17 protein-coding genes are annotated in these 17,719 nt (G+C 36.7%); all 17 read left to right on the forward strand.

Annotated features, from left to right (window positions below; translation table 11 throughout):
* Nucleotides 1-188: 188 nt before the first annotated feature.
* The 17 genes from pdhA (at nucleotide 189) to EJN90_RS11305 (ending at nucleotide 17,719) form a co-directional block, all read left to right on the forward strand.
* A complete protein-coding gene (gene pdhA / locus EJN90_RS11225; RefSeq protein WP_126111275.1) occupies nucleotides 189-1,298 on the forward strand; it encodes a pyruvate dehydrogenase (acetyl-transferring) E1 component subunit alpha in 1,110 nt (369 codons plus the stop codon).
* 2 nt (nucleotides 1,299-1,300) lie between these two features.
* Nucleotides 1,301-2,278 carry an alpha-ketoacid dehydrogenase subunit beta gene (locus EJN90_RS11230; RefSeq protein ID WP_126111277.1) on the forward strand — a complete coding sequence of 326 codons (978 nt, stop codon included), beginning with the start codon at nucleotides 1,301-1,303 and terminating at the stop codon, nucleotides 2,276-2,278.
* A 120-nt stretch (nucleotides 2,279-2,398) separates the two neighbouring features.
* On the forward strand, nucleotides 2,399-4,018 hold the full coding sequence (locus EJN90_RS11235) for a dihydrolipoyllysine-residue acetyltransferase (protein WP_126111279.1): 1,620 nt from the start codon (nucleotides 2,399-2,401) through the stop codon (nucleotides 4,016-4,018).
* 7 nt (nucleotides 4,019-4,025) lie between these two features.
* Nucleotides 4,026-5,432, forward strand: a complete 1,407-nt coding sequence (gene lpdA, locus EJN90_RS11240) for a dihydrolipoyl dehydrogenase (RefSeq protein ID WP_126111281.1) — start codon at nucleotides 4,026-4,028, stop codon at nucleotides 5,430-5,432.
* Nucleotides 5,433-5,529: 97 nt separating this feature from the next.
* On the forward strand, nucleotides 5,530-5,808 hold the full coding sequence (locus tag EJN90_RS11245; RefSeq protein ID WP_126111283.1) for a UPF0223 family protein: 279 nt from the start codon (nucleotides 5,530-5,532) through the stop codon (nucleotides 5,806-5,808).
* Between the two features lie 10 nt (nucleotides 5,809-5,818).
* The gene (locus tag EJN90_RS11250; protein ID WP_126111285.1) at nucleotides 5,819-6,598 is read left to right on the forward strand and encodes an inositol monophosphatase family protein; all 780 of its coding nucleotides are present in this window, start codon (nucleotides 5,819-5,821) and stop codon (nucleotides 6,596-6,598) included.
* Between the two features lie 191 nt (nucleotides 6,599-6,789).
* The gene (typA, locus tag EJN90_RS11255) at nucleotides 6,790-8,640 is read left to right on the forward strand and encodes a translational GTPase TypA (RefSeq protein ID WP_126111287.1); all 1,851 of its coding nucleotides are present in this window, start codon (nucleotides 6,790-6,792) and stop codon (nucleotides 8,638-8,640) included.
* Nucleotides 8,641-8,798: 158 nt separating this feature from the next.
* Nucleotides 8,799-9,101 (forward strand): DUF1507 family protein, encoded by a 303-nt coding sequence (locus EJN90_RS11260; protein ID WP_126111289.1) that lies wholly within the window; start codon nucleotides 8,799-8,801, stop codon nucleotides 9,099-9,101.
* Nucleotides 9,102-9,103: 2 nt separating this feature from the next.
* The gene (locus tag EJN90_RS11265) at nucleotides 9,104-10,342 is read left to right on the forward strand and encodes an FtsW/RodA/SpoVE family cell cycle protein (RefSeq protein WP_164544074.1); all 1,239 of its coding nucleotides are present in this window, start codon (nucleotides 9,104-9,106) and stop codon (nucleotides 10,340-10,342) included.
* Nucleotides 10,343-10,425: 83 nt separating this feature from the next.
* Complete coding sequence (locus EJN90_RS11270; protein ID WP_126111293.1) at nucleotides 10,426-11,442, forward strand: CAP-associated domain-containing protein; 1,017 nt, start codon at nucleotides 10,426-10,428, stop codon at nucleotides 11,440-11,442.
* Nucleotides 11,443-11,475: 33 nt separating this feature from the next.
* Nucleotides 11,476-11,928: a YlbF family regulator gene (locus EJN90_RS11275; protein ID WP_126111295.1), complete on the forward strand. Its 453-nt coding sequence runs from the start codon at nucleotides 11,476-11,478 to the stop codon at nucleotides 11,926-11,928.
* Nucleotides 11,918-12,205, forward strand: a complete 288-nt coding sequence (locus EJN90_RS11280) for a YlbG family protein (protein ID WP_126111296.1) — start codon at nucleotides 11,918-11,920, stop codon at nucleotides 12,203-12,205. The genes EJN90_RS11275 and EJN90_RS11280 overlap by 11 nt, the downstream gene beginning before the upstream one ends.
* 25 nt (nucleotides 12,206-12,230) lie before the next feature.
* Nucleotides 12,231-12,785 (forward strand): 16S rRNA (guanine(966)-N(2))-methyltransferase RsmD, encoded by a 555-nt coding sequence (gene rsmD / locus EJN90_RS11285; RefSeq protein ID WP_126111298.1) that lies wholly within the window; start codon nucleotides 12,231-12,233, stop codon nucleotides 12,783-12,785.
* A 17-nt stretch (nucleotides 12,786-12,802) separates the two neighbouring features.
* Nucleotides 12,803-13,300: a pantetheine-phosphate adenylyltransferase gene (coaD, locus tag EJN90_RS11290; RefSeq protein ID WP_126111300.1), complete on the forward strand. Its 498-nt coding sequence runs from the start codon at nucleotides 12,803-12,805 to the stop codon at nucleotides 13,298-13,300.
* Nucleotides 13,301-14,114: 814 nt separating this feature from the next.
* A complete protein-coding gene (locus tag EJN90_RS11295) occupies nucleotides 14,115-14,762 on the forward strand; it encodes a helix-hairpin-helix domain-containing protein (RefSeq protein ID WP_164544075.1) in 648 nt (215 codons plus the stop codon).
* A gap of 103 nt (nucleotides 14,763-14,865) precedes the next feature.
* Complete coding sequence (locus EJN90_RS11300) at nucleotides 14,866-15,381, forward strand: ComE operon protein 2 (protein WP_126111304.1); 516 nt, start codon at nucleotides 14,866-14,868, stop codon at nucleotides 15,379-15,381.
* Complete coding sequence (locus tag EJN90_RS11305; RefSeq protein WP_126111306.1) at nucleotides 15,359-17,719, forward strand: DNA internalization-related competence protein ComEC/Rec2; 2,361 nt, start codon at nucleotides 15,359-15,361, stop codon at nucleotides 17,717-17,719. The genes EJN90_RS11300 and EJN90_RS11305 overlap by 23 nt, the downstream gene beginning before the upstream one ends.

A 17,719-nucleotide genomic window follows, 5' to 3' on the forward strand; every position in this document is an offset into this window, starting at 1 on the left:
TTTTCCATAACCGTTTTCATTGTTGTTAAGACAAACATTTTTATGAAAAAACGAACCTATACCTTGCATTCAGGCGGAGTCAGTGGTAAATTTAGATAGTGAGGTAACAAGAATAATACAGTTCGCCAAGCTGTATAAAAAGTCATCGGAAGATGAAAAATCATTGAAAAAGAGAGGAATGTGTTAGCATGGCTACAAAGAAAACGAAAATTGATATTGACGCATTGCTGAACCCGTCGAACACAGATTTTCGCATGGTTCAAATTATGGATGAGGAAGGTAAAATTGTTAATCCTGACTTAATGCCTGAACTTAGCGATGAAGAACTAGTTCAATTCATGACTGATATGGTTTGGTCTCGTATTTTACATGAACGTTCTACTGCATTGAACCGCCAAGGTCGCCTAGGATTCTACGCGCCAACTGCTGGTCAAGAAGCTAGTCAATTAGGAAGTATTGCTGCAATTGAGAAAGAGGATGTTTTACTTCCAGGATACCGTGATGTCCCACAATTAATTAAACATGGTCTTCCTTTAACAAAAGCATTTTTATGGTCTAGAGGACATGCTGGAGGTAATGAGTATCCAGAAGATCTAAAAGCTTTACCACCACAAATTATTATCGGTGCACAATATGTTCAAACTGCTGGTGTAGCACTAGGACTTAAAAAACGTGGAAATAAAAATGTTGCGATTACTTATACTGGTGATGGTGGTACTTCTCAAGGAGACTTCTATGAAGGTATTAACTTTGCTGGTTCTTACCAAGCGCCTGCAATTTTTGTTATACAAAATAACGGCTGGGCTATTTCAACACCTCGCCATGTACAAACAGCAGCTCCAACATTAGCACAGAAAGCTGTAGCAGCTGGTATCCCAGGAATCCAAGTTGATGGAATGGATATTTTAGCTGTTTACGCTGTAACGAAAAAAGCTCGTGAATATGCGCTTGCTGGAAATGGTCCTGTTTTAATTGAAACAATTTGCTACCGTTTCGGTCCACATACACTTTCTGGAGATGATCCAACACGTTACCGTGATGATGCAGAACTTGAAGGATGGCAAGCAAAAGATCCTCTAATTCGTATGCGTAAACATTTGACTGAAAAAGGTCTATGGACAGAAGAAAAAGAAAATGAAGTAATTGAAGCTGCAAAAGAAGAAATAAAAGAAGCAGTTCAAGAAGCAGACAAAGCTCCAAAACAAAAAGTATCTTCATTCTTGAAGAATATGTTTGAAGAGCCAAGCTTCACAACAGCAGAACAAATTGAAATTTTTGAAGCAAAGGAGAATAAATAATCATGGCACAAAAAACAATGATTCAAGCTATCACAGATGCGTTAGCACAAGAACTTGAAAATGATCCAAATGTCCTGATTTTTGGAGAGGACGTAGGTAAAAACGGAGGTGTATTCCGTGCTACTCAAGGTCTTCAAGAACAATTTGGCGAAGATCGCGTATTCGACACACCGCTAGCAGAATCTGGTATTGGTGGATTAGCGTTCGGATTAGCATTAGAAGGATTCCGACCAGTACCTGAAATTCAATTCTTTGGATTTGTATTTGAAGTTATGGACTCCATTGTTGCTCAAATGGCTCGTACACGTTACCGTATGAGTGGAACACGTACCATGCCGATTGTTATTCGTTCTCCATTTGGTGGTGGCGTGCATACTCCTGAATTGCACTCAGATAACTTAGAAGGTTTAATTGCTCAATCACCTGGTATTAAAGTGGTTATTCCATCAAACCCATATGATGCAAAAGGACTTTTAATTTCTGCAATCCGTGATAATGACCCAGTTGTTTACTTAGAGCATATGAAACTGTATCGTTCATTCCGAGACGAAGTTCCTGATGAAGCATACACAGTTCCTCTAGGAAAAGCTGCTATTACACGTGAAGGAACAGATATCTCTGTCATCACATACGGAGCAATGGTTCGTGAAGCTGTGAAAGCTGCAGAAAAACTAGAAAAAGAAGGAATTTCAGTCGAAGTAGTTGACCTACGTACTGTTTCTCCATTAGATATTGAAACAATTATTGCATCTGTTGAAAAAACCGGACGCGTTGTAGTAGTACAAGAAGCGCAACGTCAAGCTGGAGTCGGCGCGATGGTTATGTCGGAAATTTCTGAACGTGCGATCCTTTCCCTAGAAGCACCTATCGGACGTGTTGCAGCACCAGATACTGTATTCCCATTTGGACAAGCTGAAAACTCTTGGTTACCAAATGCAACAGATATCGAAGAGAAAGTAAAAGAAATTTACAACTTCTAATTTGTTTGCTAACAAATTGAGTAAAGAGCAAATACGGTTCTAACTACAAGGACTGTATTTTCTCTTATTCTTATTGAAGAAAAGAACAATCGATTTTTATAACGAAGGGATGTTAAAATAATGGCGTTTAAATTCAAATTGCCAGCACTGGGCGAAGGGATTATGGAAGGTGAAGTAGCTTCTTGGCCAGTCAAAGAAGGCGACACGATTAATGAGGACGATACTTTAGTAGAAATCCAAAATGACAAATCTGTTGAAGAAATACCATCTCCAGTAACAGGTAAAATCTTGAAAATTGTTGCACCAGAAGGAACTGTAGCAACAATAGGCGATGTTTTAGTTGAAATCGACGTACCTGGATATGAAAGTGAAGAAGATGCAGCTCCAGCTCCAGCAGTTGAAGAATCTGCACCAGCAGCACCAGCTTCTACAGGCGGCGGTGTATTCCAATTTAAGTTGCCAGCATTGGGCGAAGGGATTATGGAAGGTGAAGTAGCTTCTTGGCCAGTTAAAGAAGGCGACACAATTAATGAGGACGATACTTTAGTAGAAATCCAAAACGACAAATCTGTTGAAGAGATTCCATCTCCAGTAACAGGTACAATTGTAAAAATTGTTGCACCAGAAGGAACTGTAGCAGTAATCGGTGATGTGTTGGTTGAAATCGATGCACCAGGACATAATGATTCTGCAGCATCTACTCAAGCTTCAACTCCTGCAGCAGCACCAGTTTCTGCTGATAAACCAGCTTCAGAAGGACAAGGCGGAGTTCCAGAAGCAGCCGATCCAAACCGTCGTGTTCTAGCTATGCCATCTGTTCGTCAATATGCACGTGAAAAAGGCGTAGACATTACACAAGTAACAGCTAGTGGAAAAGCTGGCCGTGTACTAAAAGAAGATATTGATAACTTTGGTGGAGCACCAGCAGCAGCGCCTGCAAAAGAGGCACCAGTAGCAGCTCAAGAAACAAAAGCATCTACGGAAGCTTCAGCTCCTGCAGCAGCACCAGCTCAACCATATACTTCAAATGTAGCAGAATTGGAAACGCGCGAAAAATTAACTCCAATGAGAAAAGCAATTTCAAAAGCAATGGTGAACAGCAAGCATACTGCGCCTCACGTAACATTGCATGATGAAGTTGAAGTTTCTAAATTATGGGATCACCGTAAGAAATTTAAAGAAGTCGCTGCTAACCGCGGAACAAAATTAACATTCTTACCATATGTTGTGAAAGCATTGACTGCAACAGTTCGTGACTTCCCTATATTGAATGCATCAATTGACGATGCAGCTCAAGAAATTGTATACAAGAATTACTTTAACATTGGTATTGCAACAGACACTGATGCAGGTCTATTCGTTCCAAACGTAAAAGATACAAACTCTAAAGGTATGTTCCAAATTGCTGACGAAATCAATGAATTAGCTGCAAAAGCACATGATGGCAAATTAACAGCAGCTGAAATGAGAAATGGCTCAGTTACAATTAGTAACATTGGTTCTGTTGGTGGTGGTTGGTTTACACCAGTTATCAACTTCCCAGAAGTTGCAATTCTTGGTGTAGGTACAATTGCTCAACAACCAATCGTGAACGCAGAGGGCGAGATTGCTGTTGGCCGTGTAATGAAACTTTCATTAAGCTTCGACCACCGTATCGTCGATGGAGCAACTGCTCAAAAAGCTATGAACAACATCAAACGTTTATTAGCTGATCCAGAATTATTATTGATGGAAGGATGATTAAAGAATGGTAGTAGGCGATTTCGCAGTTGAATTAGATACAGTTGTAATTGGATCAGGACCTGGTGGTTATGTAGCTGCCATCCGTGCTGCTCAATTAGGACAAAAGGTAGCAATCGTTGAGAAAGAATTCATCGGAGGCGTTTGTTTAAACGTTGGATGTATTCCTTCAAAAGCTTTGATTGCTGCTGGCCATCGTTATCAAGAATCACTTGATTCTGCTATTTTTGGTGTAACTGCTGAAAATGTGACGTTGGACTTTACAAAGACTCAAGAGTGGAAAGACAACAAGGTTGTTAAAACATTGACAAGCGGTGTTGAATACTTATTGAAGAAAAACAAAGTTGAAATTATCATGGGAACTGCATTTTTCAATGATGAAGATACTTTGCGTGTGTTTACTGATGACGCCGCTCAAACTTATACTTTCAAAAATGCTATTGTGGCGACAGGAAGTCGTCCAATCGAAATTAAAGGATTTAAATTTGGTGGACGTATTATCGATTCTACAGGTGGATTGAACTTGAAAGAAGTTCCTAAGAAACTTGTTATCGTTGGCGGAGGAGTTGTGGGTACTGAATTAGGTACAGCTTACGCAAACCTTGGTGCTGAAGTAACCATTCTTGAAGGATCACCACAATTATTACCTTCATTTGAAAAAGATATGGTAAAACTTGTTGAAAAATCTTTCAAAGACAAAGGCATTAAGTACGTTACAAATGCAATGGCTAAAGAAGCGGTAGACAATGGTGACAGTGTAACAGTTAAATATGAAGCAGACGGTAAAGAAGAAGCAATCGATGCTGATTATGTTATGGTTACTGTTGGTCGTCGTCCGAACACAGATGATTTAGGTCTGGATGTAGTTGGCGTTGAAATGACTGACCGTGGTTTAGTTAAAGTGGATAACCAAGGACGTACAAACGTTCAACATATTTTTGCAATTGGAGATATCACGCCAGGCGCTGCACTTGCTCATAAAGCAAGTTATGAAGCTAAGATTGCTGCTGAAGCAATCGCTGGTAAAGCAGTTGCAATTGACTACACTGCAATGCCTGCAGTTGCCTTTACTGATCCAGAATTGGCGACAGTTGGTTTAACTGAAAAAGAAGCAAAAGAGCAAGGATTGGATGTGAAAGCATCTAAATTCCCATTGTCTGGTAACGGACGTGCTCTATCATTAAATGCTACAGAAGGTTTTGTACGTTTAGTTACTACAAAAGAAGATAATGTTATTGTCGGTGCACAAGTTGCCGGTGTAAGTGCTAGTGATATAATTGCTGAATTAGGTTTAGCAATTGAATCTGGTATGAATGCTGAAGATATTGCATTAACAATTCATTCACATCCATCACTATCTGAAACTGTAATGGATGCTTCTGAATTAGCTCTAGGGCTGCCGATTCATATTTAATTTCCGTATTTCTATAAAAAGAGACCTTGAAAACTTGTTTTCAAGGTCTCTTTTTCATATGATAGTTATAGAAGAGAAAATGCAGGGAGAGATAAGCATGCAGAATTATCAATATCCAATTGAGATAGATTGGACTCATGATGAAATGAATAAAGTTATCATGTTGTGGAATGCAGTTGAATCTGCATATGAGAATGAAGTGAACCGAGAAGAATTCCTAAAACGATACCGTTCCTTTAAAGAAGTGGTGCCATCTAAAGGAGAAGAGAAGCGGTATGGAAGTATGTTCGAAAAAGAAACAGGTTATTCTCTTTATCAAGTAGTAAAGTTAGCAAGCAATACAGATAATAGGACAATAAAAATGAAAAGAAAGTAGGAATTGCTGAATGGAGTACGAATTAATAGCAGAACTGACGAGAGAATGGGTAGATGAAGCAGGAGAGATGCTGCGGGAATCACTAAAAAATACGTCACTAAAAATAGAAGAGAAAACAAATCCTAGTGACTTAGTCACCGAAATGGATCGTGCAATAGAAGCTTTTTTTGTAGAAAAAATACAAAAGCATTTTCCAGATCATAAAATCTTTGGAGAAGAAGGAACTTATGATGAAATAAATGATTTAAGTGGTTTTATATGGATCATTGATCCGATTGACGGAACATTGAATTACGTGAAGCAAAAAAGTAATTTTTGTTCGATGATTGCGTTATTTAAAGATGGAGAAGGAGTGCTTTCATTCATTAATGATGTGATACATGAGGATGTTTATTTTGGAATAAAAGGCAAGGGTGTTTTTTGCAACGATAGACGATTGGAAACTGTACCCCCTCACTCTTTGAATGAAGGTCTTATCGCAATAAGTACAAAAATGGTAACAAATGAATCGGAAAAAACTAAAGAAGTGGTTCAAGAAGCATTAGGGGTTCGTTTGATTGGTTCGGCTGGTCTGGAAATGATTCAGGTCCTTACAAATCGTGTATCCGCCTATATTACGAATGATTTGAGTGCATGGGACATTGCTCAAGGATATATGCTGGCTACTGAATTGGGCTTAACTTTTACAAGACGAGACGGCACACCGATTAATTTAATGGAAAAAAATCCTATTTTAGTAGCAAATTCTCAAGCACATAAGGAAATTGTATCCAAATTTGTAAAAGAATAATTATTTTCTTTTCCTATCGTTCTTTTTTCTTTCCAAATGAAAAGAGCCATGATACAATGGAGCAGTTGAAAAAGACTGTCAATAAACAAATAAATTGATGTAAAGTATTTTCAAGAGACCGTTGGACCGACCCTTAAACTTGTTTCAGTTTGGGTCTTTCTTTTTGGGATGTAAATGTTTGGAGGAAAAACATGAAAGTAAGAGAAGATATAAGAAATGTAGCGATTATTGCTCACGTTGACCATGGTAAAACTACGATGGTTGATGAATTATTAAAACAATCAGAAACTTTAGACGAACGTGCGCAACTGAATGAACGAGCAATGGATTCAAATGATATTGAGAAAGAGCGTGGAATTACGATTCTTGCTAAAAACACAGCAGTTTCTTATAAAGGAACACGCATTAATATCATGGATACACCAGGTCACGCGGACTTCGGTGGAGAAGTAGAAAGAATCATGAAAATGGTAGACGGGGTAGTTTTGATTGTAGATGCATATGAAGGTACGATGCCTCAAACACGTTTCGTACTAAAGAAAGCGCTAGAACAAAAACTGACGCCTATCGTAGTGGTCAATAAAATCGACAAACCAACCGCGCGCCCAGTTGAAGTGGTAGATGAAGTATTAGAATTATTTATCGAACTAGGTGCAGATGATGAACAATTAGAATTTCCAGTCGTATATGCTTCTGGAATTAATGGGACATCCAGTCTTTCTGACAAGCCAGAAGACCAAGTAGACACAATGGATTTTATATTTGATACGATTATCGAACACATTCCTGGCCCGATTGATAATTCAGATGAACCATTGCAATTCCAAGTAGCATTACTTGATTACAATGATTTTGTCGGAAGAATTGGTATTGGTCGCGTATTTAGAGGAACGATTAAAGTTGGAGATCAAGTATCCTTGTTGAAATTGGACGGAACAACGAAAAACTTCCGTGTAACGAAGTTGTTTGGTTTCTTCGGTTTAGACCGCGTAGAAATTGATGAAGCAGTTGCAGGCGATTTAATCGCTGTCTCTGGTATGGAAGACATCTTTGTTGGTGAAACAATCACTCCTGTTGATCATCAAGATGCACTGCCTATATTACATATCGATGAGCCAACACTTCAAATGACATTCTTGACGAACAATTCACCTTTTGCAGGTCGTGAAGGAAAATTTGTCACTTCTCGTAAACTTGAAGAACGTATTATGAAAGAACTTCATACAGACGTATCCTTGAAAGTTGAAAATACTGATTCTCCCGATGCATGGATTGTATCTGGACGTGGAGAATTGCATTTATCGATTTTAATTGAAAACATGCGTCGTGAGGGATATGAATTACAAGTTTCTCGTCCTGAAGTAATCATCAAAAACTTTGACGGTGTAAGATGTGAACCGTTTGAACGAGTACAAATTGATACTCCAGAAGAATATATGGGATCTGTAATAGAATCACTTAGCCAACGTAAAGGCGAAATGCAAGATATGCAAAATAGTGGAAATGGCCAGATTCGTTTGATTTTCCTTGTTCCTTCTCGCGGATTAATTGGATATTCTACAGAATTCCTATCATTAACACGTGGATATGGAATTATGTCACATACATTCGAATCGTACTTGCCAGAATTATCTGGAAAAATTGGTGGTCGTCGTAATGGCGCATTGGTTTCTACAGAAACAGGTAAAACTACGACATACGGTATTATGGGCGTTGAAGACCGTGGTACAATTTTCATTGAACCTGGTGTAGATATTTATGAAGGTATGGTAGTTGGTGAAAATGCTCGTGAAAATGACATTGCTGTTAACATCACAAAAGCAAAACAACAGACTAACGTACGTTCTGCTAACAAAGATCAAACGAACGTTATCAAGCGTCCACGTCATTTAACGTTAGAAGAAACGATTGAGTTTATGGGCGAAGACGAATATTGTGAGATTACACCACAGAGTATTCGTTTACGTAAACAAATTCTAGATAAGAATGAACGTGAAAAAGCAGCAAAACGTAAGAAAAAAGCAATCGAACAAGCCGATTAATTCGAGTTCTAACTGAATGAATAGTAAAGCCAAAAAAACAATGTCTCATAAGATCCAGACATGTTTTTTTGGCTTTTTTGTGTGAATCAAACGTCAATGGTCGATATTTCTATGTTATAATAAATAAGACTTTTAATTATGAATCAAGGAGGGATCCCATGAATGTACAGAGTAAAGGACAAGCGCTCCAAATATTGAAGCAAGATGCTGAAAAAATTTATTCCTTGATCAATAGTCAAAAAGAACATTTGTGTTACGCGGCATGTCCTGCTTTTGAGGAAGTTGTTGATACACAATTATTCGGTTTGTCTAAACAAATTGATTTTGCAATTCAATTAGGAGTCTTGGGCGAAGAAGAAGGTCATCAAATTATAGCAGACCTTGAAACCTCATTAAACCGCATGTATTCTGATTATTTTAAAAAACATACAACTAAGCCTCAAAGAGAAGGAGGCATATGAAAGTGGATCAAAAAGAAAAATCAATTGTTCAATCAATTAAGAAAAAAGTGCAGTTCTTTGATTGGAATTTATTGATTCCCTATTTAATTTTATTAGGAATAGGGGTTTTCATGGTTTATAGTTCCAGTAGTTATTTTGCAATGTCTAACTTAAATAATTCTGAGTATTTTTTTAAAAGACAACTAATGTATGCCGTTATTAGTGTTCTTGTTGTTTCTTTTTTTTCCACTATAAATTTTCGCTTATTAAAGTCTGTTGGAATAATAAGTGGCGTCATGTTTGTTTTGTTATTCATGTTGATTTATTTGGTAACATTGGGAGTGGATCCAATCAACGGATCAAGTGCTTGGATTGACGCTGGACCTATAAATATTCAGCCATCTGAGTTTTTCAAGATTGCTATGATTTTATATTTGGCTGTTTTCTTGTCCAACAATCAAAATAAATTAGCAAACATTGGCGAATCTTATGATGGTCCTGCTAAAGAAAATGGTAAAAAAAGAAATACAGTTTCTCAGATTTATCAAATTGTAAGAAAACCATTAATCTGTTTAGGTGTTTTTATTACGCTTATTTTAATACAGCCAGATTTGGGTGGGGTTATTATTCTGCTCAGTATTTGTGTAATTATGGTCTTACTTAGTGGTGTTCCTTTTAAGATTAGTTTGGCAACTTTTGGTTTGGCGGGAGCTGTGTATGCAGTTTTTATTGCGTTTATTAAATTAGTGGGATCGATACCATTTGTACCTACCTACATGCTTGAACGTTTTACCGCTTATCTAGATCCTTTTGGAGATATGCAAAACTCTTCGTTCCAATTGGTTAATTCGTTTTATGCACTTGCACGAGGCGGACTTTTTGGAGTAGGAATTGGAGAAAGCATTCAGAAATCTGGTTATCTGCCAGAATCATATACAGATTTCATCATCCCCATCATGGGAGAAGAGATTGGTTTAATAGGAGTTTTGATAATTCTTGCAATTTTCTTTTATCTTGTTTATTACATTTTTCGTATGAGTCTTCGTATTCGTGATTCTTTTGGTCAATTAGTTTGTATTGGGATTGCCTCTATGTTTTTGATACAAGGAACCATAAATGTAGGAGGAGCAGTTGGAATTATGCCTTTGACGGGGGTAACCTTTCCATTTATAAGTTATGGCGGTTCTAGCATACTTGTGTCCTCTATGGCAATTGGAATCCTCAACAATATTTACATTTACGATCGAATGAATGATCGATAATTTGCAAAGGAAGCTAATAAGAGCTTCCTTTTTGATAATAGATAAGGGGTAATGAAATTGTTCGATAGAAAAGGGTGGAAAAAATGAAAAGATATTTCTTTCCCCTATTAATTCTGTTTTTGTTTGTTTTATATTATTTTCCTATCTTGCATGAAACCCCTGATACAAATCAGAACAAAGGATTAACGGAAGAACCGACCTTAATGTCGGATATGGATAAAGTGTATCCGTTGCCTGTAAGTGGTTATGAACATTATATTGGAAAACCAATAGAAGATTATCAAAGCCGCTATGGTGAGCCAGATTCAGTTGTTTCAAATGAAGATGGTACTCAATGGTGGTCCTATTCTGAAACGGTTGAAGAGTATCTTCAATTAGAAGTGAGTGATTCACTTATTCAATCTATTTTTGTATTAGGTGATCAAGTAAATACTGGTTCTTTACGGATTGGTATGAGCAGGGAAAATGTATTTGACGAGACGCAACTAGCGAAACATTTTTATTTCGATCATGAGAATCGTTCTTACCATCTAACACTATCAACGAAAAACATGGAATTATTTCCGCTTGTTGAATTTGAAAATAATTCTTTTGCTGTATTATATTTTTATCCAGAGACAGATATCATTTATGCAATCCGTTTTTTAACTTATGATAAGATAATGCAGCTGAACTATTATTTTATTGAAGATATGAACAGTCAAATGGATGAGGTAGACATTATAAGAAAAGATATTCATCGAAATGATCAAATAAATCAGCTTCATTTGCAGGAATACTTTTCAATTATACGTGTAAAAAACAATCTAGAGCCTTATTTATCTTCAGAAGAACTTGAAAATATTGCTGATTCTTTAGCTAATGATTTAGGCAGTGATCAGTTATCATACAAGGAGCTTTCACCTTATGAAAAAAGCGAAATAGATGATTCAACGTATCTATTAAAGTATATTTCTGGTAATCAGATCTATGATTCAGCCATGAAGCTGGGCTTGTTTTATGCGATTCAGGAAAACAGAGAGATGTTGCTGAATGAAGAGTATAAAGAGTTTATAATAAAAGTAAAAGATGACGATTTATTTATTGTTATCAAAGAATAGTAACGCACAGGTTTCGAAGGAAGGGTGAACCAGATGATTATTAATGAAGAATTATTAGCCCTAGAAACTCAATGTCAGCGTTTAGTGAGCCGAATTCAGGAAAGCGATGCAATGCAAGAGTATTTAGAAGCTAAATCGCAGCTCCATTCATCAAAAGAAGCACAAGAGAAAATCACTTTATTTAAAAAAAAGCAGGAACAATTCGCTCAAATTGAGGAATACGGAGAATATGCTCCTGATTTCCATGAGTTTCGTAAACAACTATTTCAAGCAAAACGAGTAATGGATTTGGATGAAACAGTTTATCAATTCAGGATTGCAGAACGAAATTTACAGGTTCAATTAGATTTGATTGCGGATAAACTTGCGACTGCCATCTCTAAAAACATACTGGTTTCTGCGGGAGATGCATTTTCATTATCATTTATTGGATTGCCGTCAGCATGTGAGATTCATTTAGGAAAGAGGAAAGATATTGAACTTTGAACTAACAAAAAGACAAGGGATTATCGTATGGGTTTATACATTACGCCAAATAAAAAACTTAAAACGATTCGGCTATATTCATTATGTTTCAAATCGCTTGAAATATGTTGTTATGTATGTAGATCAAGGCGAAGTGAAGGATAAAATGGAACGGTTAAATAGCCTTCATTATGTTCGCAAAGTTGAGATTTCTCATCGTCCAGAAATCGACATGACTTTTGAACATGCTTTAGAAAGCGATAAAGAAGAAAATTTAATAGAAATAGAAAATAATTAATTCTCTATAAATACGGGGGAAGTTTATGCGAGTAATAGCAGGTGAATATAAAGGTAGAAATTTAAAGGCTGTGCCAGGCGATAATACTCGTCCAACAACAGATAAAGTGAAAGAATCGCTCTTTAATATCATTGGACCTTATTTTAATGGCGGCGTTTGTTTTGATATGTTCGCTGGCAGTGGAGGACTTGGAATCGAAGCTGTCTCAAGAGGGATTGATCATGCGTTTCTATCTGAAAAAAATAGAAAAGCACAAGAAGTGATTCGAAATAATATCCAGATTACAAAAGAAGAAGATAAATTTACTTTAATCGCTGGAGATTCACGTCGAAACGTTGCTAAAATAGCAGCTGAAAATCCTGATACACGCTTTCGATTGGTTTTTATTGATCCACCTTACCAAGCTGAAAAAACAGTTGAAGATATTCAATTGTTAGTCAAAGAAGAATTAGTTGATGAGCAGACAACTTTTATTTGTGAAATGGACAAACATAATCAGCTGCCTAATCGTATTGAGCTCTACCAGAAGATTCGACGTGTCGAATATGGTACGATTGCTATTGAGATATTTGAAGCTTAAGAGAAAAGGGTGGGATTATGGGGAAAATAGCATTATTTCCTGGAAGTTTTGATCCATTGACAAATGGACATATTGATACGATTGAAAGAGGAACACGAGTTTTTGATGAAGTGATTGTAGCTGTTTCTACAAATATTTCTAAAAAATCGTTATTCAATGGTGAAGAACGAGTTGCTTTAGTAAAAAATGTATTGGCTGATATGCCAAGAGTGCGGGTTGTGCAACATACGGGCGGTTTAACGGTTGAGATGGCTAAAGATTATCATTGTACAGCTTTATTAAGAGGAATCCGTAATGTGAAGGATTTTGAATATGAAGAAAGCATTGCAATGATGAATCGTACTCAACATCCAGAACTAGAGACGGTCATTCTGATGGCTTCAGAAAAATATCGTTTCTTAAGTTCCAGTCTCATTAAAGAGGTGGCTATGTTTGATGGAGACATCTCATCGCTGGTACCACCACTTGTGAACGAAGCCGTAATTGCCAAATATCAAGAACTAGCAAATGAATAAGGGAAGTCCATAAAAGTCTTTACAATAACTGATATAGTTGTTGTGAAGACTTTTTTATTGACTAGGGAATTATAAGTTCAGCCATCAATGTCTAGCTTCCAAGTCCTGACCTAGTGAAAAAAAGATAAATTTGTCCCATTGCGCGCTTCGCTGCTCGCTAACGCATATCATTCGACTAACCCGCTGAAGCGTGAAGTCTCCTGACAATTCAGGGTCAAATTTCCTATTTTTTCATAGGTCAAGGCGGACTTGTCCGCTTTTCTAATAGACTAGGGGATTATAAGTTCAGCCATCAATGTCTAGCTCCCAAGTCCTGACCTAGTGAAAAAAAGATAAATTTGCCCCATTGCGCGCTTCGCTGCTCATTCAGGGTCAAATTTCCTATTTTTTCATAGGCCAAGGCGGACTTGTCCGCTTTTCTAATCTTTATGAATAAATTTGTTGTTTATTATCTACGTCTTTTGCGATCTAGAGAGGGCTATCCCGTTTTTCTTGTTTTTTGAATGACTATTTTAGGTTTTTATCAGATAAAGGAATCCAATAATTTGTGTGTTTTCCTTGATAAAAGCAGTTTATCAAGGGAAGTCTCGATTTTTACCGCTACCTTTCCCTGATAAGTAATAGATATCAAGGAAAGCCTATGTTTAAATGCCTTGCTTTCCTTGGTAAATTTCCTGTTTTTTTCCGACATTATTTTTTTCACAGGCCAAGACACTCTTCTCCGTTTTCTTAAATCTATTTCATTTGAATGCTTATTAAAAAAATGGAATATGAATGTTTTGCGAATCTTCTTTATGTAAGGGGGAAGAAAGCCGTGGATTGGAAAAGTTGGTTTAAAAAAAATAGACTAGTAATTTTTATTGGAATTGGATGTATCCAGCTATTGATTCTATTTTTTCAGTTTTGGCTGCGTATGGATTCTGCTCCTGCGACAATTGATTCTGATGTCAGTTCTCTCTTGATAACAAACGCAGAAGAAACTTCCGAGGTGGAAGAGTTGGGAGAAGAATGGGAAGACCAACCTTGGATAGTGGATATAAAAGGTGCAGTGTTAGAGCCTGGAATCTATCAAGTGGATGAGACGATGCGTATTTATGACGTCATTCAACTAGCAGGAGGTGTGACAGATAATGCTGAGACTTCTTCATTGAATTTTTCTCAGCATTTAGAAGACCAAATGATGATCTATATTCCGACTACAGAAGAAGGAGATCATCGACAAATCGTTGTACAAAGTCCTGAAGAAGCGTCTGAATCAGCGAATGGTTTAATCGATATTAATACCGCTGAAGTTGCTGAATTAACCCAATTAACAGGCATTGGACATAAAAAAGCTGAACTTATTATTCAATACCGCGATGAAAATGGATTATTTACTGCAGTTGAAGATTTAATGAATGTAAGTGGGATTGGGTTAAAAACATTTGAAGGATTACAAGATAAAATAACAATTTCAAAATAATGGATAGTATTGATACTGAAAATGGACGGGGTCGATTAGTAAAAAATGGGATGGCAAAGCTCCTGTAATAGTGTATGATAAAAAAGAAAAGGAGTGGTAAACCGTGCAAGAAAGAATTCCATGGAATCAGTATTTTATGGCTCAAGCAGTATTGTTGTCTTTAAGAAGCACTTGTAAAAGACTCGAAGTTGGAGCTACTATTGTTCGAGATAAAAGAATTATTGCTGGCGGATATAATGGTTCTGTTTCTGGTGATGTTCACTGCATTGACGAAGGTTGTTATGTGGTTGGTGGACATTGTTTACGTACCATTCATGCAGAAATGAATGCGATTCTCCAATGTGCAAAATTTGGGATCCAGACAAATGGCGCTGAGATTTATGTTACCCATTTTCCGTGTTTACAATGCATGAAGATGTTGCTGCAAGCGGGGATAAAAAAAGTCTATTACTTAGAAGACTATCGTAATGACCCCTATGCCATCCATCTTCTTGAACAAATGGAGATTCCATATGAAAAAGTCTCGTTAGATCCCGAATATTTTACTAGCTTAGTATCACCCATCCATTCAAAAGAAGAAGCGATGGAGGAACATCATGGGAGTAAAGATTGTTGCTAGCAAGTTAGAAAAATTATTTCAACAAGTAAAAGGATACTATTTGTTAAGTAGTTTCCTTGCAATTAACCTCATTGTGCTAATTCTATCTCCACAGAATTGGTATGCGTGGGGATTTTTTTGTTTGTTGTTGCTGCGATTATTTATTTTTAAGAAGAAAGCTCTCGGCTTGGTAACCATTTTTTTATTACTACTAACATTCGTTATTGTATTTTTTCAAGAGCAGCAGAATCAAACGGTATTGGATGAAACTCTTGATTATGCAAGCTTTCATTTGAATCCAGAGCAATACAAAGTAGACGGTAATTTATTGACAGGAACTGCGCAAATAGCAACAGAGGATGGATTTGAAAAAGTCTCTTTTTTATACAAAATTCAAAGCGAAGAAGAAAAAGCAATCTGGGAAAGTCTAGACGAACTGATTTACTTTGATGCACACATGAAATTATCAAAGCCGAATGTAGCATGGAATGAACACCAATTTGATTACCGAAACTATCTGTATCGAAATCGAATTCATTGGACTGCTACAATCGAAAAAATAGAAAATTATAAACAAGATGTACGGCCACAATTATTTTTGAGCCGTCTGCGATTGAAATGGATTCGCTTTCTTAGAAAGAAAATTCCTGACGGGAAAACATTAGAATATTTGTTAGCTATATTATTCAACCAAACGAAAGACATGGATTATTCCGTAATGGAGTCCTACCGGAAAATTGGTGTGATTCACTTGTTTTCAATCTCAGGAATGCATATTCACTTTTTAATAGTTGTTCTAAAGTACCTGCTGCTACGTATTGGAATCACCAGGGAACGAACAAGTCCTTTAGTATTGATTGGGATAGTAGCTTATGGCTTTCTTATTGGAAATGGTGTAGGTATCTTTCGAGCAATCAGTACTAACAGTTTACTACTTTTAGCCAAAATATTTAAAAAAGATCTGTATGCAAAAGATGCCTTTGCTCTGACGATTTTATTTGCTTTATGGTTGAATCCATACATAGTCTTTAGTCTTGCTTTTCAACTGAGCTACGGATTATCCGGAATTTTGTATTTTCTATCGAAACATATAGAGGAAATAAATAAAAATGTCATCACTAAAGACCTATTTCTTTCCTTCATCATGACTACTTTTTCTTTTTTATTTTTAAGTTACCATTACTTTGAAGTGACCTGGTTAGGGATGTTTGTGAATATTCTTTTTTCGTTTTTCTTTTCAATTTGTTTTTTTCCGGTCTTATGGGTCATTTCAATCTGTGCTTTCCTGAACCTGCCTTCATTTTTTTATAGCTTTATCATTACCGGTCTGGACTCTATCCTCCTTTATTTGGAAAAATTCACGAACTTTTTAGCAGGAAAAAATTGGCTATTGATGGTTACCGGCAGGCAGAAAGGATTTAGTTATCTTTTATTAGCAGTAAGCATTATTTGTTTTTTTATATCAATAGAACAAAATAAAAAGTTGATTAAATCATTTGTTCTGTTGAGTATTACTTTTTTCATTTTTTATTTGACGCCGTATTTAAATCCGAACGGCAAAATTATTATGCTGGACGTGGGGCAGGGAGATTCATTTCTGTTTATTTCCCCCTTTCATAGAAACACCTTTTTAATTGATACCGGTGGAAGAATGTCATTTGGAAATGAGGCAGAATGGCAAAGGCGAATCAATCAAGACGCGCATGCAAAAAATCTTGTTTCAAGTATCAAGGCCCAAGGAGTACGGGAGTTGGATGCCATTTTTTTGACGCATAGCGATGTAGATCATTTGGGGAATTTAAAGTATTTAGCAAAGGAAATACCTGTATCAACCATTTTTTTCTCGAAAGGAATGGAGAAAACAGCAAAATTTCAAGAGGCTGTGAGTGACATGAATCAATCTAAAGTTGTTTTTACGCCACTGCAAGCACCTGAACGTGTGAGAGTTGGAGAGATTGTTTTTGAAATATTAAGCCCCTTAAAAGAAGGAGGAGGGACGAATGATGATTCATTGGTTTTGTTAACAAAAATCAGTGACTTGATTTGGTTATTTACAGGGGATATGGAAGAAAAAGGAGAGGAGTTATTAATTAAGCGCTATCCGAATCTACAAGTAGATGTATTAAAAGTTGGACACCATGGCAGCAAGACTTCCACAACAGAGACTTTTGTCAAACAAGTCTCCCCACGAGTTGCGTGGATTTCGGTGGGAGATAATAATTCATATGGGCATCCAAATAGCGAAGTTATCGAAAGGCTAGAAAATGAAGGAATAACCATATATCGTACAGATAAACAAGGAGCTATTCATTTTATCTATCGAAGAAATAAGAATCAGACGAAGATTATGGTACAATGA

It is taken from the genome of Jeotgalibaca ciconiae (assembly GCF_003955755.1).
Classification (GTDB): Bacteria; Bacillota; Bacilli; order Lactobacillales; family Aerococcaceae; genus Jeotgalibaca; species Jeotgalibaca ciconiae.